The following is a 26,920-nucleotide window of genomic DNA, read 5'->3' on the forward strand; positions in this document are numbered from 1 at the left end:
TGAGTCTTTACTAATATATAACAAAGAAATTTCCGGAATAGTTGAATATTTATATAAATCTACTCATAATGTTTATCCCATGCAATTAGATCACTTATTTAAATAAACGCATATGGTGAAACAAGCTAAAATATTGATTAACTCTCTATGAATAAAAAGAACAAGCCATGTGAAGTATACCGCTATATTCTATTTCATCACATGTATCACCAATGGTAACAGGAACCAACAAAAAAGGGTTATAAGGATAATGCTGATCAAATTCATTACAAATCCAGCCTTTAGCATATCTTTCAATTTGATGAAACCACTGCCAAAAACAATAGCGTTGGGAGGTGTTCCGATAGGCATCATGGAAGCCGCACTCGCTGCAAGCGTCATTGGCAATCCCAACATGATAGGGTCAAGATGCAGAGCGTCGGCCAGAGAGGCCAGGACCGGTGCAAGTACGATCACCTGGGCAACATTACTCATCAGCTCGCTCAGGAAGATGGAGACCACAACGATAATCAGTATCAATGTAAATCCACCCATCTGACTGAACCCTGCCAACCAATTCCCGATCTGAGCCATAACTCCGGCTTTTTCAAGGGAATTCGCCAAAGCGATCCCTCCTCCGAAAAGCAAAAGTATCCCCCATGACATTTTGGTGGTATCATTCCAATCGAGCACCATAACAGACTTTTGTTCCTTTTTCTCTCCACTGGGAGTAGCAAATAATGCAAGAGCACCTAAAACAGCAATCATATTATCGTCCAATTTGAACAGACCGATACCATTTAACAAATCCTTGGTAATCCATAGTAAAGCAGTAACTGAAAAGATGACCAATACCCGTTTTTCAGCATTAGATAATTTCCCAAGGGCTTTGAGTTCCTGTTCAATAAATTTATTTGCTACTTCATTATGTTTGATGTGGTTTGGGAAGAGAATCTTTGTCATTGTGAGATAAAGTGCTGCCAATAATAGCAAGGCAAGGGGGGCACAAATGATCATCCAATCAAGAAACTGCACAGTATAACCATACTTTTTCTCTATAAATCCCAGGAACGCAACGTTGGGTGGCGTCCCGATGATAGTCGCCATTCCTCCAATATTACTTGCATAAGCAATCACCAGCATAAGAACCAGGGAAAAATTGGTAAAACCGGACCCTGCATTTTCATGCTCTTTCATCACAACAATCACACTGAGAGCAATGGGGAACATCATCATGGTAGTGGCTGTATTGCTTAACCACATGCTTAAAAAGCCGGTAGCGAGTATGAACCCAAGGATGATCCTGTCGCCACTCGTACCTGTTTGTTTTACGATATACAAGGCAATTCGCTTATGTAAGTTCCATTTCTGAAGTGCAAGACCAATCATGAACCCTCCCATGAACAGGAAAATAACCGGATTGCTGTATGACTTTGACACTTCTTCAATAGTCCCTAGTCCAAGTAAGGGTTGCAGCACAAGAGGAAGTAATGCAACAGCCGGCATTGGTAAGGCTTCGGTAATCCACCAGGTGATCATCAGTATGGCAACAGCAACAGCCTTTGTGGCATCCTCTCCCAAATTAAACGGGTTCAGCAAATATTCAGCTAATGCCAGCAGGATGCCTGCAAATAGCGAAATCACGAATTGATTTCTTTTCAGCCATTTTAGCATAAGAGTAACTTTTCTTTTTACAATTTGGTGACTCTCGACCGGATTTGCAGGATTTACATTTTAACGGTTCTCTTAGTTTATGCTATTACTTTTGTGCACGCTTATACTGCAAAGGCCATTCTATTTCATTTGAGAGTGTATTAGCAGCAAATAAGGGGAAATAAGGATTCCGTAGTAACTCCCTCCCCAGCATAATCATATCTGCCTGGCCTTTCAGTAGAATTTCTTCGGCTTGTGAAGGTTCAGTGATCAATCCTACTGCAGCCGTTTTAATACCTGTTTCCTTTCTTAATTTCTCGGAAAACATTACCTGGTAACCCGGTCCGAACGGAATTTTGGCATCATATACGAGACCCCCTGAAGAAGTATCTATCAGGTCGACACCCATGGTTTTAAGAATGACTGCAAGTTGTGTTGACTCATCAACATTCCAGCCTCCTTCGGAATAGTCGGTGGCAGAAATTCTGACAAACAATGGGAGATTCTCCGGCCACACCTCCCTCACAGCAGTCACAATTTCTTTTAGAAACCGGATCCGGTTATTAAAATCTCCACCATATTCATCGGTTCTTTTATTACTTAATGGAGATAAAAACTGATGGATCAGGTATCCATGAGCCGCATGTATCTCAACCACCTTAAAACCGGCCTCCAATGATCGCTGTGCTCCCTTCCGGAAACTGGCAATGATGGCTTTTATACCAGCTGTATCCAGCATCAGGGGAAAGGAATCATCGGCATAAAAAGGTACTGGAGAAGGCGCTAAAGTTTGCCACCCTCCTTTATTGATTCCGAGTTGCTTCCCTCCTTCCACGGGTAATGCACATCCGGCTTTCCTTCCGGCATGGGCAAGTTGTATCCCGGATATGGCGCCATATTGATGAAGAAATGCATTTATTTTACGCAATTGTACAATATGGTCATCATCATAAATACCCAGATCACCCGGAGTAATTCTGCCTTCAGGAGAAACGGCCGTTGCTTCCATAATGACCAATCCTGCCCCTCCAACAGCCCGGCTGCCATAATGTACAAGGTGCCAGTCGTTTGCATAACCATTAATTGCAGAATACTGACACATGGGTGACATCACAATCCGATTCCTGAAACGGATATCTCTTATGGTTAAAGGTTCAAAAAGCATAGGATAGAAATTTTTGACAATTTACTAAAATTTCTATCAGATACTTTGTGTACTACAAGTCTATTCCATTTTGTAAATTTCAAACTGCAAAAGCATAGATTAATCTATCCAAAGACAAATTGCTTCCAGTCAACAGCATTTCAGGAGTGTGCTAAGAAATCATTTGAGATTTTAGGTCCAGATTACAAATACTTCCATTACCTCGAATATTTAGGAAGAAATTTGCGTTCATATTAATCAATAAGATTACCAGTTTTTTATTGCGTTTACTTATCTTTGCCTTATCTTTCAAAAGTTAATCCTCTCATTCCAAAAGGATTCTTTCCTGATATAAAGATTCAGAACATGGGTTTTCTCGATAACGTCTTCAAGGGTAGCGGTAAATATCCAAAATCATTCGTCAATAGCATCACACATTCCGCTGAAACTCTTTACACAATTGTAAATGAGTCAATTCAGCTTGCCATGAGTGCTCCAGACCTTGATACTAAAAAATCAAGGTTGGAATATGCCATGAAGAAACTGGTTGAATTGATTAAGTTAGCCAATGAATACTCATTCCTTGACTTTAAAAAAATATCTTCCATTTATGAGTCGATCCGTGAGGTAAGGAATGAGATCAAGCAGATGGAATTGGAACATCGGGCGCTACAGGATCATGAAGTTGAGGGTGTAAATGAGATCAAAATTCCAGGAGAAGAGCTTGTATCGAAGACAACCAGGGCTGAAGATTCGGCAAGTTGTCCGTATTGTTCTTACCAGTTTCCTGTAATGCCTCAAAGGAAAGGCTCTTGCCCTTCCTGTCATAAGATGATTTATGTCTGGTATTCCACTCTTCAAAATATGAAGAAACTGGTCACAGAAGAAGAGGCTTTCAAAATTGAAAGAGAGATCTCTGAACATATTGAAAAATATGAGCTTCTTAATAAGCAGGAGATGATTGAAAAGTCGGAAGATGAAGTGAAGATGATTCAGGAAGAACTCATGGAGAATGATCCGACTTTTACTTTAGACGATGCTTACTTTTATTTACTGAACAACAAAATCAAGAAGTCGAGGAGTAACAGTGAAAAAGCTCAGCTATTTTACCTGAAAGCATTGTTGCTTGACAGCTCCGGGAAAGACTTCACTGAGGACCTGGTTGAATCGAGGCGTCTCGAACTTATGCATCTAAAAACTCATGAATTTGTAAAAAAGGTGCAGATTATTTCCAATCCTGATTCCTGTAAAGTTTGTAAAGCAGATTCTGATAAAGTCCTGTCAATTGAAGAGGCGTTGAAACTAATGCCTCTTCCTCATAAATCATGCACCCGGCCTTTTCATAGCGAAAAAGGGTTTTGCCGTTGTACCTACCTGATTGTAAATAGAACTTAAAGTACATTTCCTTTCAGGATTTTAAGCAGGATCCCAAATGCCCTCCCCGGCCCTCCCTACTAGGTAGGGAGGAGAAGTTTCTACCATTTCAGGATTTTAGAAAATCAAAAAAAGGGTATTTTCCCCCCCCCCCCCCCCCCCCCCCGGCGGGGAGGAGAAGAATTTTTTCTAATATTCCAAGTTAAGAAAAGATCTCAAAGCCAACATGCTTAGTAAGGGAGCCTCCCCCTATTGATAGGAGGTTGGGGTAAAAAGACTAACTTCAGGAAATCAGAACAATGAAGGCACCAATGCTGCTATTTCTTCGATGGAAGGATTCATATCAAAGATCAAATCCGGTTTGAGAAAAAACAACTCTTTTTCTTTTTGGAATCTCTGTTCACCCCCTCCGGTGATATTCAGCATAATTTGGTCGTTCCTGCCAACCAGCTTTTTATGTACTGCCTCAACAAGCGAAGCAACGGCGACAGCAGCAGCCGGGTGGATATCAATACCTTCAGTATCGAGAAAGAGCTGAGCAGCATTACGAGCTTCAGCATTATTCATCGCCATGATCAATCCTCCGGTATCTGAAAGAGCATCAAACAGTCCGCCTTTTATGGGATAAGGGGGTTTACGGTTTGAAAGTACTTTAGCATCAATTTCTTCTACATGCTTACGTGCGATAGCATCATCATAAGGCAGCATATCCCTCGACCCTGCATTCCAGGCATCCATAATAGGTGTGAATGGAGCATTTTGAGACAAAATAAGTTTCATTTTGTTTTGTCCAAACCGGCCATCTTCCAATAGCCTCAAATTAGCCTCCCATGCAGCAATGGCCCCGGTACCACTTCCAACAGCCTGGAAATAATAATCCGGAATCCTTCCGATAAATGATACGGCAGAAAGGACAGTTGTACCCATTCCATCACGACGTGCCACATTCTTAGCACCACCTTCAGCAATGAAACCCTCCAGAGAACAAACCAAATTTGCCAGGTGGATAGCATCAAAATAATCACATCCTTTCCGGCTGGCAATCAGTTTTACACAATCATTTAGCGGAGTATCAAACCAAAGGGCCGTGAGATTATCTTCAGGCACAGAAAGCAATAATGGAATATTATTATCTGAACAAACCCTTGCGAATGCCCGGGCTGTATTTCCGGCAGAAGCCACCACCAGAACCTTACCAATCTCGGGATCCAGGCGCGCACATACCGAATAAGCTTCTGTTTCCTTGAATGAACAGGTACTCATAGTAGCTCCCTTTTCAGGCCAGTAGCCACTAAATGTGATGAAGAGGTCAGAAAGTCCGAGAGATGCTGCCAATGCCTCACTTTTGTAAGTAACCGGGGCAGAAGACCCTTTAAGGTATTTCTTAATGGGCAACCAGCCAGCAAACCGGTATAATCCTGACTCCTGGCTTCTCAGGTTTAAGGTCTTTTCTTCATAAATAGCCCTGATCAATCCCGGAACAGAAGCACCTGGTTCATCAAGCAACCATCCGGAATCTTCAAAAACTTGTCCATTAACCAAAGATTGCAATTGATAAATCGTTGCTAACTTGTCCTGTTTCATTTAAATTTTTTTCTATTCGGGACAAAAGTATAAAATGACCTTATGAATTCAAATTGGTTTTCCCCACTCTTTTACAAATAATTCCAGCCCGAAGTGAGGTGTTAATATCAGATAATCAGATTAATATTTAATTAAATCGCTGCTTTTTTATTGTAGGTGAACGAAATTGGAATAATTTTGTATTATAAATGAAAGAATACTCTGCTACTCAATTCATAACCTACTCCAATTAACCTGTAAACCATTGAAGAGTGTTACATTACTTGCCGTAATTTTTGCGGCAATCTTTTTCATTACTATCCCCAAAGACGGTGCCTGTCAATTGCTCGTTGAAAATTTCGATTACCCGGCAGGTGATTTACTGACAAATCATGGATGGTTGGCTCATAGTGGAGCCGGAACTCAAGCTGTTACAGTTAACAATGGAGGATTATCTTTCCCGGGGTTCAACCTGAGTGGAATTGGCAATGCAGCTTTGGTCGACAATACTGGGGAGGATGTTTACCTTAGTATTACCCAACAAACTTCAGGTACAGTATATGCCGCTTTCATGGTGAATGTTGCCGCTGTTTCAGCAGGCTATTTCATTCATCTCTCTACTAATCCTGCAAGTACAATCCACCGTGGAAAAGTATTTGTAGACGCCACCAATCATTTTGGACTAAGTTTGGGTAGCAATACCGGCACTTATTCTTCTTCGACTTTTTCAACCAATACTACCTATCTTTTGGTTTTGAAATACCAGGTCAATGCCGGAACATCAAATGACCAGGTTAGCCTTTATGTTTTTAACACCAATGCACCAGCCACTGAACCTGCTTCACCAACAGTTGGCCCCTTAACTGATGCAACTCAATCAGATCTTAACCCGGCCAGTATAGCTTTACGACAATACTCAGCCACTCAAAATTATATTGTTGATGGGATCAGGATCGCTACTTCCTGGACAGATGCCATTGGAGTTCAAACAGTTGCCCCCACCCTCCAATCAGCTAATATCTCCTTCAGTAATGTAACCGGAAATAGCATGACAGCTGCCTGGTATAAGGGGAATGGAGAAAAGCGTGTTGCTATTATAAGTAACAGTTCAAATATCATTCCTCCGGAAGATGGTACAGATCCCTCAGCCAATGACATATACCAGGGTACCGGACAGCAAGTTGTATTTAATGGCAGCGACAGTACTATCAATATAACCGGGCTAAGTTCAAGTACAACCTATTGGTGCCAGGTTTTTGAGTATAATGGCACAGGAATCAATACCAAATATTCTATTGCAACCGGTAGCAATAACCCCAACAGCCAGGCAACCCTATTTGTACTTCAACCACCGATTGTTTCTGATCCTACTGCAGCAAGTATTACATCCAATAGTGCAATAATTGGAGGAAATATTATTTCCGATGGTGGAAGCCCAATTTCCGAGAGAGGTACAGTTTGGAGCATAAATTCGCCCATATCCATCAACGACAATAAAATGGCTGAAGGCAACCTCAACACAGGAATCTTCGCTCATTTACGGTCATCACTTCCGGCCGGAACAGAAATCTTTTACGCTGCTTATGCTCAAAACGCAATTGGCACCTCAATTTCGCCTGAGTCCAGCTTTATAACCTTAGCCGAAGAACCCAGTAACCAGGCGACTGCAATATTCTCCCCATTAATTTCCTATTCCACGATTGCTGTATCCTGGGATGACAATAATGGAACACAGGCGGCATCCGGATTCCTCATCAAAGGCAATACCACAGGTACTTTTACCGCACCAGTGGATGGATTCCCTGAAACAGACGACACCAATCTTGGAGATGGGTCAGGAACTGTAAATGTGACTACAGGAACAAACACCTATACCTGGACTTCACTCTTGCCTTCCACTACATACTTTTTTGCCATCTACCCCTATACCAATTCCGGATCCACCATTGATTACAAAACCTCGGCCAGCACCCCTGTTTGCACAGCTACAACTACTGCTATCCCAATAAATATTTATACCTGGGCGGGAGCCAATAATGCCGACTGGAATATCCCAACAAATTGGGTACCTGCCCGATCGACTCCTGAAGTTGCTGATATCCTTCAGTTTAATGATGGCACAACAAAAACAATTACTGCTATTCCCACTCAGACAATTAGTAAGATACTTGTTTCGGGCAATACCAAAATCACCCTTCAGTCTTCAGCAGTGGCAACCATTACCATTGCAGGAGGCACCGGGCTCGACCTGGATATAACGGCGGGTTCAGAATTAAACCTGAGTGGTACAAATGCAATTACAATTGCTGTTTCATCCACAGCTGCCGCAGGCATATCGGGAGGTATCACTTTCACAAATGGAGCACATCGCTTAACCGGGGGAACTCTTGGTGCCGTCTATTTCAACTCAGGATCCTATTTCAAGGCTGGCAGTGGTTTTACCGGGAGTCCTTTTGGTACAGCTGCACCCTACAATGCTATAATTTTTGATAATGGATCAACCTACCTGAGCCAGTCGGGAAGCAATCCTTTCGGAGCCTCTGCCCCTAATAGTGTGGTAGTTTTTCAGGAAGCTAGTTTGTTTAAGGTAATTGCAGGTGTAACTGCTGCATTCTCCGGACGCACCTATGGCAATTTTGAACTGGATGCCATTGGGGCAACATTAACACAAACAGGTACCGGGGCCGTGTCAATTCAGGAACTTAAAATTACCAACGGCACCTTAAATTTCAATATGACAGGTACTGCCGGGCATTCAATTAAAGGGGATATCATTGTAAATCCGGGAGGCACACTCAATTTTTCACCGACTTCTGCGGCAACAGTTTCCTTGAATGGAAGTTCGCAACAAATGATTTCAGGTGGAGGTACTATTAACCTTAATACGCTGGAAACACTAGAAGTCAATAATCCTGCAGGGATACTGCTTGAAACCTCCATTACACTCAATGGCATTCTTGCTTTGCAGGGAAGCATATTCAGTCTGAATGCCGGAAGCCTTACCCTGGGATCAACTGCAAGTATAACCGGAACCTTTGGTGCATCCAATATGATCACTGCATCAGGTACAGGATTACTCAAAAAAGAGTTCCCATTGAGTGGCGGTAGTTTTCTATTCCCTTTGGGGGATGTAACCGGGACGGCTGAGTATTCACCTGTACTCTTCACTTTAATATCCGGGGGCATAAGCACAGGTAATTATGTTGGGATCAATCTTTCCAATACTGTGTATCCGGGTGGACCCATCAGTAGCAGTTATATTCAGAGATACTGGAACCTTAGTTCCTCCGGGATATCTGGTTTCAGTTGTGATGCAACCTTTTCTTACACTACAGCAGATGTAGTTGGTGTTGAAGCAGACCTGGTCTGTGCCAGGATGAACCCTATTCCAACAATGGCCGGAACTGTAAATACCAGCCAGCATCAATTGACTGCAACAGGGATCACTACTTTAGGTTCTTTTACAGGAATTCAACTTGATAAGAGTCTGTCGGTTAGCTTATTCCTCGAAGGTTTATATGCAGGAAGCGGGCTAATGAATAAAGCGCAGAATGCTTCAGGAGATCAGTTTGCCGGAAATACTGCGGACCAGGTGGAAGTTGAGTTGCACTCATCGGTTCCGGGAGATTATCCGACCTTGATTTATTCCTCCGGACCAGTAAATCTGAGTACAAACGGACAAATAGCTACGACCATTCCATTAAATTTCGGAGGGAGTTATTACCTTTCCATACGTCACAGGAATTCAATTGAAACAGTGAGTGCGATTCCTGTTTCTTTTTCAGGAAGTTCAATCACTTACAATTTCACAGATCAATCTAATAAAGCATATGGAAATAACCTAAAGCAGGCTAATGATGGCAGTTATTTGTTATATGCTGGTGATGTAAACCAGGATGGTTTAATCGATGCAGATGATATGATACTAATGGATAATGAAGCAGCCTCTTTTTCAGAAGGATATTTGGTGACGGATCTGAATGGAGATGGGGTTGTAAATATAACCGATATTGATTATGCTGATAGTAATGCAAGTAGCTTTATATCAGCAAGAAAGCCTTAGTATAATCCAATGGATCGAAAAAGGACCAAAAAGTTCATAATTAATAAACATAAAAGCAAATCAACCAGTACAAAAACTCCTTATATTTGATGCCCTTTTCAGGCGGGATTCGCCTTCGAATTGATTGAAAAACAAATAATTATATACTATCAAAAACCCAAAAACCAAAAACCAATTCTTATGAAAAGATCTACGATTATTGCCTTACTGATGGCAATACTAGTTATTGGCACTTCCCGGGTGGGATGGAGCCAAATTATTAGTCAGTACGTGGAAACAAATTCCGGTTCCGTTCCGAAAGGAGTTGAAATATGGAATAATACAGCTGCCTTGATCTGAACAAACAACCTTGTAATTCAACAAGGAACTAATGGCGCTGCATTAGCCACTGTAACCATCAGCACTGGCACTCTTGCTGCCAGGGCTGTTTTAGTTGTAGGGAACTTCAGATATTGGAACTTATCTTACAGGCATGGCTTGACAACGTATCTTTTTATTATCGCTTTTACTATTCAATGGTGATGACGCATTTGCTGTAAAATATGGTGCAACAACAACTGATATTTTGGTACACTTAGGCTGACCCTGGTACTTCATGGACAGGTGGTACAGTCAAATAGTTTAATCAAAACCTTGCTTTACTCACTGGTATAACAACTGGTGCAGCAGCCTGGACAGATCCCAGTTTAAGATTTTCTACTGTTTCTACCACTCCTGCAACTTTACCTGCAGGACTTGATGGTTTTGGTGTTGCTCCTGCAGCAGCAACTAGTCCGGCAATCACTGTAACACCTTCCTCTCTTTCAGGATTCAATTATACAATTGGTTCAGGCCCTTCTACTGATCAATCATTTACTGTTTCTGGTGCAAACCTGACTGCTGACATCAGCATTGCCGCTCCAACCAATTATGAAATTTCCCTTACTTCCAGGATCTGGATACACCAGTCCTATTACACTAACTCAAACCGGTGGAACTGTTGCAACCACAACAATTTATGCCAGGTTAATAGCCGGATTAGCTGTTGGGACCTATAACAGTGAAGCCATTGCCTGCACATCAACTGGTGCAACCACTCAAAATGTAACCTGTAACGGATCTGTTTCAAGCCTTGCTCCAGCTATTACTGTTGGAACTGTCTCGGCTTTTCTCAAACACCATTATCAACACATTATCTGCGGAAAAAAACTATACCGTTTCCGGTGTCAACCTAACTGCTGATATTGTTATTACACCCCCGGTCGGATTTGAAATTTCTACCGCAACCGGAACAGGTTTTGTTGCCAATCCAGCGACAATCACCCTTACCCAAACCGGTGGAACCGTAACAAGTACTATTATTTATGTGCGTTTTGCTCCTACCATTGTGCAGGTTTATACAGATAATATTACCCATGCAAGCACAGGTGCCACAACAATGACTGTAGCTGTAACAGGAAATGCTGTTCCAGTTCCTCCTTCACTGCCAATTGATGAAAACTTTGATTATACCGCAGGAACTTTGCTCACAGCCAACGGCTGGGTAGCACATAGTGGAGCCAATTCTCTTCCGGTAACTGTTGGAGCATCTTCAATAACATACCCTGGTTATCCTTTATCAGCTATTGGAAATGAAGTTTCAATTGTCCCTGGAAGTGCGGAAGATGTAAATTATGGTTTCGCTTCACAAACATCTGGTTCACTTTATGCTTCTGTATTATTCAATGCTTCAGCTTTTGCTAATACCAGTACTGATTATTTCTTCCATTTTTGCCAGATAGCCGGTTCAAGTGCTGGTCCTTTCTTTGGAAGAGTATTCGCTAAAAGAGATGCTTCCAATAAAGTATCATTTGGTATCAGCAAATCTTCTACTACCACTGTTACTTACACTCCTTTCAGTTACGACTTAAATACCACTTATTTATTAGTACTGAAATATTCTTTCAATTCTGCCACAGCCACTGATGACATTGCATACCTCTATATTGATCCTGCATGGACAGCCATTGAACCGACCCCAGCCATTGTTTCTACTGATGCCGGTACCGATCCAACGGGGATTGCAGCCATCGCTTTAAGGCAAGGGCTCAACACTCTCAACTGCAAAAATTGATGGGATCAGGGTAGCAACCAGTTGGGGACAACTTGTTGGTACTACCGACCCTACCCTAGCAATTTCACCATCTATTTTAGGTGGCTTCAACTACATTGAAGGAAGCGGTCCATCCACTTCACAATCTTATACTGTAAGTGGTGCTAACCTCACCGGCGGTTCTGGAAATATTTCAGTTACCGGAAGTGCAAGTTATGAGGTATCAACTGATAACCTGAATTTCTCAGGTTCTGCAAACATTCCTTATTCCGGAGCCACTCTTGCTTCAGTTACTGTTTATGTTCGACTGAAAGCAGGACTTGCTAGCGGAAGCTATAATGCAGAAACGATTGCCCATTCAGGTGGAGGTGTTACCAGTGCATTACTGACCTGTAACGGATCTGTAACCCCAATAGGGCCATCCATTACCGTTGGTACACTCACAACTTTTGGCAACCAATATCAATACTCCATATCTGCAGAAAAGAATTATACTGTCTCAGGCTTGAACCTGACAGGTGATGTTACTATCACACCTCCGGCAGGATTTGAAATCTCACTTCTTACAGGAACTGCTTTTGTTGCAACTAATCCTATCATTCTTACACCGACGCTGGGCACATTAGCCTCCACAACTATTAATGTAAGGTTTGTACCCACACTTGTCCAGGCTTATACCGGAAATATCACACATACGTCTCCAACTGCTGCTACACAAAATGTGGCGGTTTCCGGAACAGGTATTGCACCTGTAAGTGTATCCAGTATAGCTGCCTTGAGGGCCGGATTGCTGGATGGCACAGTTTACCGACTAAGCAGCGAGGCTCTTGTAACCTTCCAGAGACCGGATAATAGCAGGAACCAACTGTATATTCAGGATGCCACGGGAGGTATTGTAATTGACGATTTACCTTTAAAGATTACTACTGATTACAACATTGGAGATGGAGTAACTGGTATCACCGGAACATTACTTAATTATAATAACCTGTTGGAATTATTACCCGTTACTGATCCGGGTGCACCTACCACAACAGGCAATGCAGTGGTTCCACAGGCTAAAACAACTGCTACCATCACAACCGCTGACCAGGCAGAACTCGTTTCATTGAGCAAAGTAACATTTACCCAAACAGGCAGCTTTGTAGGAAGCTTCAACTATACGATCACCGATGCCAGTGGTTCAATGATTTTAAGAACCATTTTCACTGAAGCTGATTATATGTTAACTCCCATACCTACAACACCTGTAAATTTAGTTGGTCTTGTCGGACAATTCGCTGCTGATATGCAGTTTACACCCAGGTTCTCTGATGACTTCACACTTTATACTCCATCATGGACCAGTGGATATCCAAAAGCTGAAAATGCAAGTCCAGCCGGTTTTACTGCTAAGGTAAACCTTTCAGATCCCGGTATTGCATATTATGTTGTACTGCCAAATGGAGCTTCTGCCCCATCAGCAGTACAGGTGAAAAACGGACAGGATGCATCAGGTACACCTGTTGCCGCCAACCTAGCCGGGACCATTACCTGTGCCCTTGCTTCAACAGAATACCAAGATGCTATTGCCGGCCTTACCTCTGCAACTACCTACAATGTTTATTTTGTTGCAGAATCCTTTACCAATCTGCAAGCCAGTCCGGTGATGGTGCCCGTGACTACCTCTACTGGTACCACAGCCCCTGTATTATTATTACCGACAGTAAGCGCCATTACAAACACCTCCGCAATTCTTGGTGGTGAAATCAGCACCGATGGTGGTTCAGCCATCACTGAAAGAGGAACTGTCTGGAGTACAACTTCTCCAGTTACTATTGCTAATAATAAATTAGCAGAAGGCGGTACCTCAGTTGGTGTATTTTCACACCTGAGATCTGCATTGCCTGCTGCCACACAGATATTTTATGCAGCTTATGCTACCAATGTTAATGGAACAACCCTTTCAACACAGGGCAATTTCTATACATTCGCAGTTGAACCAAGTGAACATGTAACAGCTTTTATTGCAGGTACTACTACAACTACATCTATTCCACTTACCTGGGCAGATGCAACCACAGGAGTTCCTCCAACAGCTTATCTGATTAAGGCAAGTTCTGTTGATTTCGCATCAATTGTTGATCCTGTTGATGGCACTCCTGAAACAGATGCGCTCTTGGTTAAAAATGTAGCCCAGGGAGTACAGACAGTTGATTTCACAGGCCTTAACCTCGGTACAACTTATTACTTCAAGATTTATCCTTATACTGGAGCAAGTGCTACCATAAACTACAAAACTGCAGTTACTGTGCCAACCGCCTCAGCTGCAACACTTGGATCATCAGAATATATATGGGCTGGTGCTGACAATGCCTCATGGATTGAAGCTACTAACTGGACACCTAACAGAACTGCACCTCAGGCTTCAGACAAATTGCTGTTCAATGATGGCACCACAAAAACCATCACAGCAGTAGCTAATGAAACTGTTGGTCAGATCATTCTTTCCAATAATACTATCATCAATCTGAAAGGTGCAGTAGCTGGCACACTTACAGTAGGTGGAACCAATGATGGAACCGATTTGATTGTACCAGCAGGATGTGCGCTGAATATAACCGGGACTCTTGCCACAACTCTTTTCTTCTCAGCCGGGGCTACAGCAAGTATCAGTGGAACTATGGCCTTCTCAGGCACTACACATAAAATGAATGCTGCCAGCGCTAGTGCTATCGTATTCAATAGCGGGGCGTCATTAACCCAAGGACTACTTTGTACCAGCAATATTTTTACCAGTTCAGGAACTGCTAATGTTGTTCGTTTCATGAGTGGGTCGATTTTCTATCAGCTGGCTGGTTCCAATCCTTATGGATTAGGTGCTCCAAACTCAAAAGTAGAATTCCAGACCGGCAGTCTATTCAAGTTCCAGCAAACAGGTTCTCCATCATTTTCCAACAGAAGTTGTGCCGATTTTGAAGTTGATCATGCCTCAGCAAATATCAATGTGAATGCTGGTACAGCTCCTTTTACATGTGATAACCTGATAGTTACACAAGGAACCCTTGGATTTAGCATTAATTTACCTTTGAAGATAAAAGGGAATGTTACTGTTGCCTCTGGTGCTACTTTTAACTACAACCCATCTGTTGCGTCCTATATTTCAATGGAAGGAACCTCCGCACAAACTATCAGTGGTGCGGGAACAATAACACTTGGAGCCAATACTGATCTGATCATTAACAATGCTGCAGGAGTTACCTTCGATTACCCATTAACCATTAATGGAACCTTAAGCCTTACCAGTGGTTTAGTTACGCTTGCAGGAAATCATGTTACATTAGCAGCTACAGCTTCAGTACTTGGTACCCCATCGGCAACAAACATGGTAGTTGCAACAGGTGCAGGAGAACTAAGGAAAGTATTTACCGGAGTTGGTAGCTTTACTTTCCCAGTAGGCGACAATACAGGAACTGCAGAATATTCACCAGTGACCCTGAATTTTACAGCCGGAACTTTTGCCAGTGCATATGCAGGCGTTAATCTGGTTAATGCTTCTTATCCAGGTGTATCAGGTTCTTATTTAACCAGGTATTGGAATGTTGTTTCTGCTGGTATCACGGATTATAGCTGTAATGCAACTTTCAATTATACTGAAAATGATGTTGTTGGAACTGAGAGTTCAATTTACTGCTATAGGGTTGCTCCTACATCTAATCTTTATGATGTTGCAGATGCAACAAATAACTTGCTTACTGCTACACTTACAGATATCGCAGGAACCTTTACAGGTCAGGAACAGCCTCCTTCAACCAAGATTTTGAATGCTAAGTTCTTCCTTGAAGGCCTTTACAATACCGGAACCGGTTTCATGAATGAAGCGCAGGGAAGCAGTGGCCCACAATTTGGAGCTGGAATTGCTGATCAGGTTACCATTGAACTTCATGAATCTGCATCTCCAAATACAGTAGCTTATACCTTTACTGATGCAAATCTGAATACTGATGGTACTGTTTCAATCAATACTATTCCTGGTGCTATTTCAGGTGACTATTATGTTGTTATCAATCATCGTAATAGTATTCAGACCTGGAGTGCAAGTGCTGTATCCTTCTCAGGATCGGGTCCTATTGCTTTTGACTTTACCACTTCTGCTTCGCAGGCATATGGTAACAATATGAGGCTTATGGGAACAGTTTATGCTCTCTATGGAGGCGATGCTTCACAGGACGGAATTGTTGATGGAACTGACATGGCTCTGATTGATAATGCAAGTACCAGCATCCTGCAGGGGTATAACTCTGAAGATGTTAATGGTGATGGTATTGTTGATGGAACGGATATGGCTTTAATTGATAATAATTCAACTGCTATTATTCAGATTCAAAGGCCTTAATGAATTTAACATATGTAAATTAGTTGCGAATTTCCCATTCACATGAATGGGAAATTCGTACTTTTATACCAATTAAACGTTGTATTATATGAAAAAACACTCAACTTTAACTTTTAGAGCACTACTTGTTCTACCTTTTTTATTTCTATTTCTTGCTGCCAAGGCTGATAATCCCACGTATCGTTGTGAAATCAGGAATGGTAGCTTTGTAAGTGACCAAATTTTTGAATTTGATATTTATTTAACAAGTACAGGAAGTGTTTCATTGGAACTTGCCTGTTTTAATACCGGAATTTTACTGAACTCAGGGTTCATTAATGGTGGGACGATCACTCCTTCCCTGGTTACAGGCTCGGATTTGAACAGCACTCAGGTCCCTTTGAATATAGATTATGAACAGGACTTCCTTTGTGTGAAAATTGCACCCCGCAAACCACCCAGGGATTACATTACAGGTGTTACATCCGGCACTGTCATAAGCAGCACAACCGGCACACTGGTATGTAAGGTGAGATTATCCAATACTGTTGCCTTTGGAGCTGATCCACTAAATTATGATTGGAGCATGAACCTTATGCCCTATCATACTGTAGTATCTGCATTCATCCCTGCAGTATCACCATTTGTAAATACCTCAATTACAAACGCAGTTTCTCACTCGAAGCCTCAGAATCTTCAATTGTTTCTGGAAGGCCTTTATACTGCCGGTACCGGAAACAGAAAAGCACAGGATGAATCAGGCAATCATTTTGCAGGTCCGGTTTCTGACGAAATTACTGTTGAATTAGCAAATGGATCAATGCCATATGAAACTGTATATACAGCCAACAATGTGCTGCTCTATACAAATGGGAAATGCGCCTTTTCAATTCCAGCCGAATTGACCGGTTCATATTACATCGTGGTGAAACATCGCAACTCCATTGAAACCTGGAGTGCTGCACCAGTTACCTTCACAGGAAGTACCATTTCTTATGATTTTAGTTCAGCTGCCGGGCAAGCATTTGGGGATAACATGATTATGTTAGGTTCCATCTATGCACTATTCGGAGGTGATGCCACACAGGATAACATTGTTGACGGCTCTGACATGGCAGTTGTTGACAATGCCAGCACTTCTGTTGCAACCGGTTACCTGGCTGAAGATATTAATGGAGACGGGATTGTTGATGGTTCTGACATGGCTGTTATCGACAATAACTCCACCGGAGTGATCTCAACGATTAAACCTTAATATTAACCCAAACAAGCAAAAAGCAACCTTTATTAACCAAATTACGTATGAAAAAACAAAAACTATTGATGTTTTTAGTTATGGGCCTGTTGACCTTGATTGGTTTCAGATCTGTGGCGCAAACACCTACCTACATTTGTTCTCTCAGGAATGATGTTCAGGTGTCTCAAACTGTTTATGAGTTTGATGTTTACATCCAAAGGACCGGAGTCAATGTATTTAAACTGGCACAATTCCAAATGGGGATTAATGTTAATCCTGCCATTAAGAATGGTGGAACCATCACTGTAGAACCTGTTGATGGAAGTTCAACGCTCACAAATGTTGCCCAGGTTCCGGGACCTGAGAAATTCTCTTTCAATGATCTGAAAAACTGTATTATTGTAACCCCGGTAGCTCCTCCTGGAGCAACTACTGCATCCATTATTTCCAATGTAGCCCCCGGCACAAAGTATATCAGGATCAGGGTGATCAATTCCGTACCTTTTGCCACAGCACAACCTAACCTTACCTGGAGTTTTAGCCTTACCAATGGTTATCAAACAAAGATGTTCGCTTATGTAGGTACTATCAATACTGATATTACTGTTCAAGCATCCCATACTACAACAAACCTGGTTAATCCAACTCTTAACCCTCCATTACCACCTACTGCTTATAATGTAACAGGCACAGATTCCTATTGTCAGGGTACTGCCGGAGCTCCAGTAGGACTGGATAATTCAGAACTTGGCGTCACCTATACTCTTTACAAGGATTTAGTGGCTCAGCCTACTACTGTTGCCGGTACAGGTTCAGCCATAACTTTTGGACCTCAGCTTGCTGGTAGCTATACCATTAGCGGTACCAATACTATTGGAACCACAGATATGCTTGGCAGTGCTGTTATTACTGAAATCCCTGCTATTCCTGTAAGTGTAGCCATTTCAGCCAGCTCCACCAATGTCTGCTCAGGTACAACTGTTAACTTTACAGCTGTTCCAACCAATGGAGGTGCAGCTCCTACCTATCAGTGGTATGTAAACGGGACAGCTGTCGGAACCAATGCAGATAATTTCTCCTATGTTCCTCTGGATGCTGAACAGGTTTCAGTAGTGATGACGTCCAATCTTGGTGGATGCCTATCTTCAAATCCTGCCACCTCAAATGTTATCACAATGTCAGTAGTGGCTTCAGGCCCTGCCGGTGTTTCAATAGCTGCAAGTGCTAATCCATCATGTGGTTCTGAAACAGTAACTTTCACCGCGACTCCAACCAATGGCGGAACACCATCCTATCAATGGTATCTCAATGGATCAACTGCTGGTCTGGATCAAAGTACCTTTAGTGTAATTCCTGCTACGGGAGACCAGGTATACGTAATCATGACTTCCAGCCTTGCTTGTGCTACCGGAAGCCCGGTGACATCCAATACTGTTACAATGACCGTTGATGTTCCTGTTCCAGCAAGCGTATCCCATATAGTTCCTGTTACAACAGTTTGTGCCGGAACGTCTGTAACATTCACTGCTTCTGCTACTAATGGCGGAGCAACACCAATTTTCCAATGGTATGTAAATGGAACACCATCTGGCACAAATTCAAATGAATTCACATATACTCCTGCCAATAATGACCAGGTTTATGTAATGATGACATCCAGCCTTTCCTGTACAACAGGTAGCCCGGCTACTTCCGCCACTACTACCATGACCGTTAATCCATTACCCGCACCAACATTGGCCGGACCAGCCTCTATGTGCGTAAATACCACAGGTAATGTTTATTCAACAGAAGCTGGCTATACCAATTATGTATGGAATGTTTCAGCAGGTGGAGTTATTACCTCAGGTGGTACATCCACCGATAATACCGTTACGGTTAGCTGGACAACAGCAGGAGCTCAGACAGTAAATGTAAACTATACAGATATCAACACATGTTCTGCAGCAGCAGCAACAGTTTATAATGTAACAGTTAATCCATTACCTGTTCCAACAGTTACCGGGCCAGCTTCTGTATGTTTTAACAGCAGCACAGTTTATACTACAGAAGCCGGAATGACAGGTTATAGCTGGGTTGTATCTGCCGGGGGTACTATTACCGCCGGAGGCACAGCCACCGACAATACTGTTACTGTTAACTGGACTGCTTTAGGTGCCCAGACGGTCAGTGTGAACTATACCAATGTAAACAACTGTACTGCTGTTGCAGCCACAGATTACAATGTTACTGTAAACGCTCTTCCAGTGCCTACAATCAGTGGTTTGGCATCAGTTTGTGTTAGCGGAACCGCTATTTACACTACAGAAGCAGGTATGACAGGCTACACCTGGAATATATCAGCAGGTGGTACCATCACAGCCGGCGCTGGCACCAATGCCATCACGGTAACCTGGAATACAGCAGGTGCCCAGACGGTAAGTGTGAACTATACCAATGCAAACAGCTGTACAGCACCTTCAGCAACCGTTTATAATGTAACGGTGAATGCTTTACCAGTACCCACTATTACAGGCCCATCGCCCGTTTGTGCTTCAAGCACCGGTAATGTATACACCACCGAAGCAGGTATGACAGGTTACACCTGGACTGTATCAGCAGGCGGAACCATCACTGCCGGAGCAGGCACTGATGCTATTACAGTAACCTGGAATACAGCCGGAGCCCAGACCGTAAGTGTAAATTACACCAATGGCAACTCCTGTACAGCAGCAAGTGCTACTGTTAAGAATGTAACGGTTAATGCACAACCTGTACCAACGATCACAGGCACCACACCAGCAGGTGTTGGAACCTCCCATGTTTATACCACAGAAGCCGGTATGACCAACTATGTATGGACTGTTTCAGCCGGTGGAACCATTACAGCCGGTGGAACCAGCACCAGCAATACCGTCACCATCCTATGGAATATAGCAGGAGCAGAAACAGTATCTGTCAACTACAACAATGCCAATGGCTGTAATGCCACAACGGCTACTTCCTATCCTGTCACCGTTATATCCATTCCTCCAACTGCCGGTTCCATCACAGGAACATCAACAGTATGTCAGGGTACTATGGGTGTAGCTTACAGTGTAGCTCCAATTCCTAATGCAACAGGCTATGTATGGAATCTGCCAGCCGGTGCAACCATTGCAACCGGTGCCAATACCAACAGCATCACAGTTGATTTTGGATATACAGCAGTATCAGGAAATATCACTGTTTATGGAACCAATATCTATGGTAATGGTGGCTTGTCACCAGCTTATGCAGTGACAGTAAATGCAGCTCCGGTGCCAACGATCAGCGGCCCTGCTTCGATTTGTTCTTCAGCAACCGGTAATGTTTATACAACCCAGGCCGGTATGACCGCCTATGTATGGGCCGTATCAGCCGGAGGTACTATCACAGCCGGAGGTACAGCAACGGATAATACCGTAACAGTAAGCTGGACCGGATCAGGTGCACAGACCGTAAGTGTATCTTACACCAATGGTAACGGATGTACAGCAGCCACACCTACTGTTTACAATGTAAGCGTAGGCGCTTTACCAGTACCAACCATTACCGGAGACAATGCAGTTTGTGAAGATTCAGATTATTACACCTATACTACCGAACCAGGAATGACCAACTATGTATGGGCAATGAGTCCGGGCAGTGGTACCATGACCTGGGTAACCGGCAGCAATGAAGTAATGATTTTCTGGACTACTTCCGGGGCGAAATTCGTAAGTGTAAGCTATACCAATGCCTCAGGATGCAGCGCAGCAGCACCAACCGTATTTAATGTAACGGTAAGTCCGGTGCCATCAGCAGCAGGAACTATCACCGGAACCACTACCCTATGCCAGGGTACCTCAGGTGTGACCTATACCACCACAGCTATCAGCGGTGCTACTTCTTACAGCTGGACTGTTCCCACAGGAGCAACCATTGTAACAGGAGCTACAACCACCAGCATAACGGTGGACTATGGCAGTACAGCAGTATCAGGGCTTGTAACAGTAGCCGGCAGCAATGCCTGCGGACTGGGCACATCCTCTTCCCTGTCAGTAACTGTTAACCCGATACCAGCTACCCCAACCATTACCCGCGTGGGTTATATCCTGACCAGCAGTTCACCTGCAGGCAACCAGTGGTATAAAGATGGTGTTCTGATCACCGGAGCAACAGCACAGACCTATGAAGTTTTGGAGACAGGCACCTATTCAGTGGTTGTAACGCTGAGCGGATGTACTTCAGAAAGTTCAGAAGGACTCCTGGTTGTATACACCGTAGGGGTGAATGAACTGGTAAAACTGCAGAAAGTGGAAGTTTATCCAAACCCCAATGATGGACAATTCACACTGGGAGTAACCAGCTCATCGAGAGAGATGTTCGACATCCGCATCATGAGTAACCTGGGTGTGGTTGTTTATGAAAGAAAGGGCGTTGAAGTAGACGGAAGCCTCAAACAGGAAATTGACCTTTCCAGGATGCCTAAGGGTATTTATTCAGTGGTACTGCTCAGCGGTAACACTCAAATCATCCGCAAGGTAGTTATCAACTAAAGGGCTTAAAACCCCGGTTTATGCAAAGGCTGCCTTAAATGGGCAGCCTTTGTCTTTTTAATCCGGTGAGTACAGAAATCTTCTCCACGAATTAATTTAATTGCTTCTATGAATCACAGGAACTCTTGTGGTTGAATGTTAAACGCCACAAACATTTCACCTAAAAGTAAAGGCAGGAAAGGACAAATTCAGAAATTCTTTTAGAAAAGATTGACTACTGTTTACCTTTTTTCACTAGTAAGGCCAGGAAGAAGAAGATTCCCAATAATATGAAATTATAGGCCGGGTAGAAATAATTAGACCAGAAATGTCCCAGGAATCTATCTCCTGCAAGTACAGCAATAATTCCAAGTAACATAAGGATCATTCCAATAGCGCCGCTGGCCCAGGCCAACCATTTAAATAAATTTTTCATAAATAAATTATTTGATAAGTAAAGATAAGGAAATGGGTTAAAAATTATTCATTCCGACCTGAAAAACAGATGCAGACACAGTCGATGAATATTCAATTGATGATTCTATCAAAAGACTTTATTACTTTTGCAGATTGATCTGATTAACAGTATCAAAGACCCAACCCTTATACTTTACACATCTGCCAACCCGGAAGACTTCCCAAAACTTTAGTTCAGGCAGAAAGAACAACCAATTTATGAAGCGATATTACTATTTACTGCTCTTTTTACTCGTCAGTCTGAGTGTGAAAAGCCAAATCCCAACCGGATATTACAATTCTGCAATAGGGCTCAGCGACACCGCCTTGAAGACGGCGTTGTATAATATCATTAAAAACCATACAATAGTAAGTTATGATGGGTTATGGACGGCCTATCAAACGACAGATAATGATGCCACCGGTCATGTTTGGGATATGTATTCCAATTGCACCTTTACCTTTGGAAGTGACCAATGCGGCAGCTATCAGGTGGAATGTGACTGCTACAACCGGGAGCACAGTTTCCCTCAAAGTTGGTTTAATAGTAGTTCACCTATGGTGAGTGACATGTTTCATGTTTATCCCACAGATGGTAAAGTTAATGGGATCCGCGATAACTATCCTTACGGCACAGTAGGTACAGCGACAATTACTACTGGAAATGGATCCAAAAGAGGCCCTTGCAATTATCCAGGTTATACGGGAATTGTATTTGAACCCATAGATCAATATAAAGGAGATTTTGCCAGGACCTACTTCTATATGGCTACAAGGTATGAAAACCTGATTGCTAACTGGCATTCCAATGATGCCAATGCTGAAGCCATTTTGTTGCCAAACTCTTATCCCGTATTTGAAACCTGGTTCTTGAATATGCTGGGTGAATGGCATATTGCCGATCCTGTGAGTCAGAAGGAAATTGACAGGAATAACGATATTTATACCAGTTTTCAGCACAACCGTAATCCATATATTGACCATCCTGAATATGTATACCAGGTATGGGGAGTTGGAGCTAATCAACCCACACCAACGATCACGGGCCCTGCTTCCTTATGTAAAAACGCAACAGGTAACGTCTATACCACTGAATCGGGTCAGACAAACTACAGTTGGATCATTTCTGCAGGCGGAACGATCACTGCCGGGGGAGCGGGCAGCAATACAGTTACAGTTACATGGAATACTGCTGGAGCACAAACCGTTTCAGTGAATTATACAAATACTGGAGGATATGCGGCTCCTTCACCTACAGTTTACAATGTAACTGTAAATGCTTTACCTGTTCCGGTAATATCCGGACCTTCATCAGTTACTGTAAATACTGCAGGATATGTTTACACAACCCAGGCAGCCATGACCAACTATGTGTGGACTTTGCCTGTTGGTGGAACAATCACATCCGGAGGTGGAAGTACAAATAGCAGTGCAACTGTAACCTGGACTCAAACCGGGAACTATGGCATATCAGTGAACTACCAGAACAGCAACGGATGTACAGCTGCAGCTGCAACAATATATCCTGTGACTGTAAATCTTCAGGCAGAGCCCAGTGAGTATCCTGCTGATTTCTCAGCTTACAATATCATTCTTCACTGGACTGATGCTTCTGGTATCAATGTGCCCGAAGCTTACCTAATCAGGATGAGCAGCGTGGGATTTGGCAATATACAAACCCCTGTAGATGGTACTCCTGTGCTAAATTCAGCCACAGACCTCAACGTACCCTATGGTGCGCAAAAAGCCTGGTTTTCGAACCTCACTCCCAATACTACCTATTATTTCAAGATCTTTGGGTATTCAGGCAGTGGTGGTGGTATCAATTACAAGACTGATGGATTGATTCCGGAAGTTCAGCAATTAACTTCACCATAATTTCTGACAGTCCAATGAAAAAGAGTATTTTCCTCCTACTGATAGCCCTGACATTTTACCAGGCTAAGGCAGTCATTCCACCTGGATACTATAATGCGGCTACCGGCCTGACAGGAACAGCCCTTCAGGCTGCTCTTTATAATATAATTGATAATCACACTGTACTCACCTATACTCCCGGGGTTTGGAATGCTTATTATACTACTGATGATAAGCCCAATGGAACTGTTTGGGATATGTATTCTGACATTCCTGATGGGTCTCCCAATGGCAATCCACCATATGTATATCTGATGGGTTCTGATCAATGCGGAACTGGTGGTGTAACAGCCGAAGGTCAATGTTACAGCCGGGAACATTCCTGGCCTAAGAGCTGGTTTGGAGGTGAAGTTTACCCCATGTATTCCGATCTCTTCCTTTTGGTTCCAGCCGATCAATATGTTAATAATATGCGTTCCAATTATCCATATGGCGAAGTCAATATTCCAACAAATACCTCTCTGAATGGGGGAAAACTAGGGCCCTGTGTATCACCTGGCTATTATTCCACTGTATTTGAACCACGGGATGAATATAAAGGTGATTTTGCAAGGATATATTTTTATGTTTCAACCCGATACTTAGCAGAAGGTGCAAGCTGGCCAGGAAGTGCTGCTGCTGCCGGGTCCCAGCTTTTACCCTGGGCCCAGGATCTGATGATGCTCTGGGCTCAACAGGACCCTGTTTCACAGAAAGAGATTGACAGAAATGAAGCCATTTATTTAATTCAACATAACCGCAATCCTTTTGTAGATCATCCGGAATATGCCCAGGCCATTTGGGGCAGCAATACTGGCACCTCCCCGGAACCATCGAATTATCCTTCAAACTTTTCAGCCCATAATATCTTTCTTCAATGGACAGATGCAACAGGACCGATCATTCCCGAAGGTTACCTGATGAGAATGAGCAGTCTTGGATTTAATGACATCCAGGATCCAATTGATGGGGTTCCTGTTATCAATTCTCCAACTGAGAAAAATGTTGCCTATTCATTACAAGGTTGCTGGTTCATGGATTTAACGCCTGGAACTACTTACTTTTTCAAACTCTTTGCTTATACTGGTTCAGGCAGTAGCATCAACTATAAAACCGACAATGTTCCGCAATTTCAACAAACGACACAACCCTGAGTTGTAAATATACTGCTGCGGGATGTTCGCCATAATCGATATTGAAACCACAGGGGGAAGTGCTGTTAATGAAAAAGTTACAGAAATAGCCATTTATATTCATGATGGTCAGAAGGTCATTGCGGAGTATTCCACGTTGGTGAATCCTGAAAAGAAAATCCCTCCCTTTATTACCAGGCTAACAGGCATTTCAGATGAAATGGTGCTGAATGCGCCAAAATTTTATGAAGTAGCCAAAAACATCATTGAAATTACAAAAGACTGCATTTTTGTCGCCCATAATGCAATCTTTGATTACAGTTTCATCAGGCATGAGTTTCTCAATCTGGGATATAAGTATTATCGTCCGACGCTCTGTACTGTGAAACTCTCGCGAAAATTACTTCCGGGTTTTACATCCTATTCTCTTGGCAACCTCTGTGAAAGTCTGGATATCCGGATTGAAAACAGGCATCGGGCTGCCGGAGATGCTCTTGCCACAGTGAAAGTTTTTGAGAAACTACTCGAAGCCGATCCCACTCTGAATGGGGTGAATCCACAAATACTGAATCCATCTCTAAATAAATCCGTTTTTTCGAGGATCCCACATTCTCCGGGTGTATATTATTTCCACGATGATAGCGGGAAGATCATTTATATCGGTAAGAGTAAAGATATACGTACCAGGATATTATCTCATTTCACAAATACACAGTCGCCTAAGACCTTTGAAATGACCGGCAGGATCGCTGATATCAGTTTTGAAGAAACGGGTAGCGAACTTATTGCTTTGCTGTTGGAATCAGATGAAATCAAGAAACATCTTCCCTTATTCAACCGACTACAAAGGAGGACACTCTATAAATACGGGTTGAACACCTATCTAAATCATGCAGGATATTTAAACCTCCAGGTAAGTAAGCTGACTCCTTCATCCAATCCCATAACGGTTTTCTTATCACTAAATGAAGCCAACAATACTTTGCACCAGTTGGTAACAAAATTCCAGCTTTGCCAGAAACTAAGCGGATTATATCAAAGTCAGGGGGCCTGTTTTCACCATTCTATCGGACAATGTAACGGAGCCTGTATTGGTGCTGAAAGTCCGGACGCTTACAATGTCAGGGTTAATGCTGCCCTGGCGTTCTATGAGCACCCCTGGAAGAATGTCCTGATTATTGATAATGGACGGAATGAGGATGAGAAATCTGCCATACTCATCGAAAACGGGAAATATACCGGATTTGGTTGGTTCGAGAAAAATGGATCTACCTATCAGAAGGACATAATTCTGGATTGCATTAAAAGGTACCAGGATAACAGGGATATTCAACAGATCATCCGACAATACACCCGCACCCGAAGAGGATTAAAATTTATTAAATTTTAAAATTCAAATTTCTTACTACTCAAGGCTATATCATATGCCTCTCATTTTTACTTGATTACCGAATAGCTATGACTCATTCCCTAATATAGA

General features: G+C 42.7%; 16 protein-coding genes. 11 read left to right on the forward strand and 5 right to left on the reverse strand.

The window, feature by feature from the left end:
• Positions 1-189: 189 nt before the first annotated feature.
• Entirely contained in the window at positions 190-1,653 is a 1,464-nt protein-coding gene (locus IPH84_10805) for a DASS family sodium-coupled anion symporter (GenBank protein MBK7173698.1), read from the reverse strand.
• Positions 1,654-1,738: 85 nt separating this feature from the next.
• Complete coding sequence (gene namA / locus IPH84_10810) at positions 1,739-2,797, reverse strand: NADPH dehydrogenase NamA (protein MBK7173699.1); 1,059 nt, start codon at positions 2,795-2,797, stop codon at positions 1,739-1,741.
• A 345-nt stretch (positions 2,798-3,142) separates the two neighbouring features.
• Between namA and IPH84_10815 the strand changes: the two genes are divergently transcribed.
• Positions 3,143-4,171: a hypothetical protein gene (locus IPH84_10815; protein ID MBK7173700.1), complete on the forward strand. Its 1,029-nt coding sequence runs from the start codon at positions 3,143-3,145 to the stop codon at positions 4,169-4,171.
• Positions 4,172-4,441: 270 nt separating this feature from the next.
• On the opposite strand, the gene IPH84_10820 is transcribed toward IPH84_10815, so the two are convergent.
• Positions 4,442-5,734 (reverse strand): cysteate synthase, encoded by a 1,293-nt coding sequence (locus IPH84_10820; protein MBK7173701.1) that lies wholly within the window; start codon positions 5,732-5,734, stop codon positions 4,442-4,444.
• A gap of 244 nt (positions 5,735-5,978) precedes the next feature.
• On the opposite strand from IPH84_10820, the gene IPH84_10825 reads away from it, so the two are divergent.
• A complete protein-coding gene (locus IPH84_10825; protein MBK7173702.1) occupies positions 5,979-9,776 on the forward strand; it encodes a dockerin type I repeat-containing protein in 3,798 nt (1,265 codons plus the stop codon).
• A 180-nt stretch (positions 9,777-9,956) separates the two neighbouring features.
• Entirely contained in the window at positions 9,957-10,115 is a 159-nt protein-coding gene (locus IPH84_10830) for a hypothetical protein (GenBank protein ID MBK7173703.1), read from the forward strand.
• A 286-nt stretch (positions 10,116-10,401) separates the two neighbouring features.
• On the opposite strand, the gene IPH84_10835 is transcribed toward IPH84_10830, so the two are convergent.
• Positions 10,402-10,590 carry a hypothetical protein gene (locus IPH84_10835; protein MBK7173704.1) on the reverse strand — a complete coding sequence of 63 codons (189 nt, stop codon included), beginning with the start codon at positions 10,588-10,590 and terminating at the stop codon, positions 10,402-10,404.
• 95 nt (positions 10,591-10,685) lie between these two features.
• On the opposite strand from IPH84_10835, the gene IPH84_10840 reads away from it, so the two are divergent.
• The 5 genes from IPH84_10840 (at position 10,686) to IPH84_10860 (ending at position 21,976) form a co-directional block, all read left to right on the forward strand.
• Positions 10,686-10,997: a hypothetical protein gene (locus tag IPH84_10840; protein ID MBK7173705.1), complete on the forward strand. Its 312-nt coding sequence runs from the start codon at positions 10,686-10,688 to the stop codon at positions 10,995-10,997.
• Positions 10,906-11,868, forward strand: a complete 963-nt coding sequence (locus IPH84_10845) for a hypothetical protein (GenBank protein ID MBK7173706.1) — start codon at positions 10,906-10,908, stop codon at positions 11,866-11,868. Before IPH84_10840 ends, IPH84_10845 begins: the two co-directional genes overlap by 92 nt.
• A gap of 484 nt (positions 11,869-12,352) precedes the next feature.
• Positions 12,353-16,222, forward strand: coding sequence for a dockerin type I repeat-containing protein (locus IPH84_10850; protein MBK7173707.1), 3,870 nt, complete (start codon positions 12,353-12,355; stop codon positions 16,220-16,222).
• Between the two features lie 88 nt (positions 16,223-16,310).
• The gene (locus tag IPH84_10855) at positions 16,311-17,456 is read left to right on the forward strand and encodes a hypothetical protein (protein MBK7173708.1); all 1,146 of its coding nucleotides are present in this window, start codon (positions 16,311-16,313) and stop codon (positions 17,454-17,456) included.
• A 47-nt stretch (positions 17,457-17,503) separates the two neighbouring features.
• Positions 17,504-21,976 carry a T9SS type A sorting domain-containing protein gene (locus tag IPH84_10860; GenBank protein MBK7173709.1) on the forward strand — a complete coding sequence of 1,491 codons (4,473 nt, stop codon included), beginning with the start codon at positions 17,504-17,506 and terminating at the stop codon, positions 21,974-21,976.
• Between the two features lie 214 nt (positions 21,977-22,190).
• On the opposite strand, the gene IPH84_10865 is transcribed toward IPH84_10860, so the two are convergent.
• Entirely contained in the window at positions 22,191-22,391 is a 201-nt protein-coding gene (locus IPH84_10865; protein MBK7173710.1) for a hypothetical protein, read from the reverse strand.
• A 239-nt stretch (positions 22,392-22,630) separates the two neighbouring features.
• Between IPH84_10865 and IPH84_10870 the strand changes: the two genes are divergently transcribed.
• Genes IPH84_10870 through IPH84_10880 form a run of 3 tightly spaced genes read left to right on the forward strand, consistent with a single transcriptional unit; the run spans position 22,631 to position 26,830 of the window.
• Positions 22,631-24,289: an endonuclease gene (locus tag IPH84_10870; protein ID MBK7173711.1), complete on the forward strand. Its 1,659-nt coding sequence runs from the start codon at positions 22,631-22,633 to the stop codon at positions 24,287-24,289.
• Between the two features lie 14 nt (positions 24,290-24,303).
• Positions 24,304-25,461, forward strand: coding sequence for an endonuclease (locus tag IPH84_10875; GenBank protein ID MBK7173712.1), 1,158 nt, complete (start codon positions 24,304-24,306; stop codon positions 25,459-25,461).
• Positions 25,462-25,483: 22 nt separating this feature from the next.
• Entirely contained in the window at positions 25,484-26,830 is a 1,347-nt protein-coding gene (locus IPH84_10880) for a GIY-YIG nuclease family protein (protein ID MBK7173713.1), read from the forward strand.
• Positions 26,831-26,920 lie beyond the last annotated feature (90 nt).

It is taken from the genome of Bacteroidales bacterium (assembly GCA_016707785.1).
In the GTDB taxonomy this organism is placed as follows: domain Bacteria; phylum Bacteroidota; class Bacteroidia; order Bacteroidales; family UBA4417; genus UBA4417.

Bases quoted from the DNA above. Each gene is read 5' to 3' on its own strand.
- IPH84_10805 (MBK7173698.1), bottom strand. From the start codon at position 1,653: ATGCTAAAATGGCTGAAAAGAAATCAATTCGTGATTTCGCTATTTGCA.
- namA (MBK7173699.1), bottom strand. From the start codon at position 2,797: ATGCTTTTTGAACCTTTAACCATAAGAGATATCCGTTTCAGGAATCGG.
- IPH84_10815 (MBK7173700.1), top strand. From the start codon at position 3,143: ATGGGTTTTCTCGATAACGTCTTCAAGGGTAGCGGTAAATATCCAAAA.
- IPH84_10820 (MBK7173701.1), bottom strand. From the start codon at position 5,734: ATGAAACAGGACAAGTTAGCAACGATTTATCAATTGCAATCTTTGGTT.
- IPH84_10830 (MBK7173703.1), top strand. From the start codon at position 9,957: ATGAAAAGATCTACGATTATTGCCTTACTGATGGCAATACTAGTTATT.
- IPH84_10840 (MBK7173705.1), top strand. From the start codon at position 10,686: ATGAAATTTCCCTTACTTCCAGGATCTGGATACACCAGTCCTATTACA.
- IPH84_10855 (MBK7173708.1), top strand. From the start codon at position 16,311: ATGAAAAAACACTCAACTTTAACTTTTAGAGCACTACTTGTTCTACCT.
- IPH84_10860 (MBK7173709.1), top strand. From the start codon at position 17,504: ATGAAAAAACAAAAACTATTGATGTTTTTAGTTATGGGCCTGTTGACC.
- IPH84_10865 (MBK7173710.1), bottom strand. From the start codon at position 22,391: ATGAAAAATTTATTTAAATGGTTGGCCTGGGCCAGCGGCGCTATTGGA.
- IPH84_10870 (MBK7173711.1), top strand. From the start codon at position 22,631: ATGAAGCGATATTACTATTTACTGCTCTTTTTACTCGTCAGTCTGAGT.
- IPH84_10875 (MBK7173712.1), top strand. From the start codon at position 24,304: ATGAAAAAGAGTATTTTCCTCCTACTGATAGCCCTGACATTTTACCAG.
- IPH84_10880 (MBK7173713.1), top strand. From the start codon at position 25,484: ATGTTCGCCATAATCGATATTGAAACCACAGGGGGAAGTGCTGTTAAT.